Annotated in this window: 2 protein-coding genes and 1 pseudogene; 1 reads left to right on the plus strand and 2 read right to left on the minus strand. The window is 62.7% G+C overall.

Annotated elements, in window-relative coordinates:
* Both BP858_RS08175 and BP858_RS08180 read right to left on the minus strand, forming a co-directional pair.
* A pseudogene (locus tag BP858_RS08175) lies at positions 1 to 206 on the minus strand (cupin domain-containing protein); the annotation flags it as partial.
* Positions 207 to 226: 20 nt separating this feature from the next.
* Positions 227 to 1,006, minus strand: a complete 780-nt coding sequence (locus tag BP858_RS08180) for a DUF2115 domain-containing protein (protein ID WP_286879264.1) — start codon at positions 1,004 to 1,006, stop codon at positions 227 to 229.
* A gap of 75 nt (positions 1,007 to 1,081) precedes the next feature.
* Between BP858_RS08180 and BP858_RS08185 the strand changes: the two genes are divergently transcribed.
* Positions 1,082 to 1,897 carry a TrmB family transcriptional regulator gene (locus tag BP858_RS08185; protein WP_286879265.1) on the plus strand — a complete coding sequence of 272 codons (816 nt, stop codon included), beginning with the start codon at positions 1,082 to 1,084 and terminating at the stop codon, positions 1,895 to 1,897.
* Positions 1,898 to 2,165 lie beyond the last annotated feature (268 nt).

Here is a 2,165-nt window from a genome sequence, read left to right on the forward strand (position 1 = left end):
GCGCGCTCGTCGCCGATCTCGACAATTCCGATCCCCTCGAGGACGTAGAAGAAGACGTCCACCGGCGTTATGTGCTTCTTGAGCGACTCTCCGGGCGCAAGCGTTATCACCACCGCAGTCGCGTGCTCGGTGTCGTAGATCTTCCGGGCGTCGACACGGTGGGGGGTTTCGCTGATCGGTTCTTTTGATACATCAACAATCTTCATACCATTCATCTCCCGTGGATTCATCCTTTATAATTTGTCCAGTAATTCGCGAGGCTCTCCCGCCTTCTCCGCTCCAGGCGGCGGGCCCGCATCTCCGGGAAGGTCGGCTCGTTGCTCTGGGCCGCCGGGCAGTAGGGGCAGAGAGCGAAAGGCACGTCGTCCGCCTTATCCCTGACCGGGCAGAGGTAGGTCCCCTCCCACTCATCAACTATCTGTCCTCCCGGGAACGGGGTGCCGACCGGGTGAGCGGGTTCGGCGAGGACAAACATGGCAAACCCGGAGAGGAGGTACTTCAGGTAGAGGTACCTTGGATCCTTCTCCCGGGCTTTCTCGGTGCAGGCCTCCGCCACCATGGCCCAGTAGGCAGCATGCGCCGGAGCCGGGGGGGTATCCATGCTCCGGGCCGCACCGTTCCGCGAGAGGAGAACCAGGCGGTGGTGCGCCCCAAAGATCTCCTCCCTGACGCTTGCAAGGAGGCGGTCGCGGTAGTCTTCAGGGAGGCTCGCGACCTTCCGCTCGAACCCGGCGTTCATCGCCTCAAGGTCGTGCAGGTCAAACGCTCTCACCTCGCCGGCGATGATGTGGAGGAGTTCTCCCTTTGTCGCTGCACCCTGCATCCGGCGGCAGGCCGTCCTGATGGCCTCTACCGGGACCGACCCCCCGTGGGTTCCCTCACCCAGATCCCCGGCGAAGGGGTCGATGAGGAGGGCGCAGATCTCATCGGGGCCGGCCCGGGGGGTTTCGTGACCTTCCCGGCCAAAGAGTCGCAGGACTCGCTCCAGGATCATTCTTAGCCGCATGATGTCACCAGAGTTCTCCAGATAACCATGAGACATTGAGAGGTTTAATCCTAGTGTAACTAATATAGTAACAACATGGATGACCTGATCAGAAACCTGATGGCACTCGGGTTGACCGAATACGAAGCCCGGGTCTACGCGGCCCTCGTCGGTATCGGCGAGGGGAGCGCCCGCCAGATCCACGAAACGAGCGGGGTTCCCCGCCCACGGGTCTACGACATCGCCGAAGGACTCGCCGCCCGGGGGTTCATCACGATCAGGCGGGGAAATCCTCACATTTACATCCCGGTCGAGCCGGGCGTCGTCATCCACCATTTAAAGAGCGCTGCCGATGCTGCGGCGACGGCCGCGGCGCAGGGTCTTGATGCCCTCTCGCTCGACGCACGGTCGAAGAACTCGCCGATTTGGTACGTGCAGGGCGAGTGGAGTATCAGGCGCCACGCCGAGTCGCTCGCCGGGGGCGTCACCCGCGACCTCGCGGTCGTCTGCCTGGACTACGAGCAGATCGGGGAGTTTGCCCGGCTGATCGCCGATACGTCACGGGACCACCCGGTGAGCGTCCTCCTCCCGAACGGGAAGCGCGGGATTAGAAAGCCGCTCGGGAGCGCCTCCCTCCATGTCCCAAAGCCCTTCTGCGCCTTCTTCCAGGAGAACATCTTTGAGAAGATCTACTGCGGCCCGCTCTCGGTGGACGGTTCGGCATACCTGCTTGAGTACATCTTCATCGCCGACGACCGGGTCTGTATGATCATCTACCGGGAGAACGGGGTGGCGAGCGCCGTGGTGATCACCCTGCCGTTCATCACCTGCATCCAGAGGCAGTTCGTCAACAGGATGATTGAAAATGCAGAGAGAATCGAAGGACCTGCGAGGAAGGGCGAGGGAGTGTAACCTGCCGGGTGACAGGGGGTGCCCTGGGCTTCAGTGATAACAACCGGGGTGGTAGGTGCGGGATGCCAGTACGTCAGGTCTGGTTTTTGCCGGGGGAAAGCCGTGCCCGGACACGGTTCTGTCCGCAGGTTTATCCCCATACACTGGACCGTGGCGGCTATCGCAACTGGGGGAGGGGCCGACGGGGAGGGGGCTTGCCCCCCTCCCCTGTCTCACCGGGGAGCGATACTCACAAACCCCCACCTCGCCCGCGCTTCGCGCTCCTCCC

The organism is Methanoculleus sp. UBA413 (genome assembly GCF_002502935.1).
GTDB classification, from domain to species: domain Archaea; phylum Halobacteriota; class Methanomicrobia; order Methanomicrobiales; family Methanoculleaceae; genus Methanoculleus; species Methanoculleus bourgensis.

Coding starts and splice junctions, on each gene's coding strand:
- BP858_RS08180 (WP_286879264.1), bottom strand. CDS start 1,006: ATGCGGCTAAGAATGATCCTGGAGCGAGTCCTGCGACTCTTTGGCCGG.
- BP858_RS08185 (WP_286879265.1), top strand. CDS start 1,082: ATGGATGACCTGATCAGAAACCTGATGGCACTCGGGTTGACCGAATAC.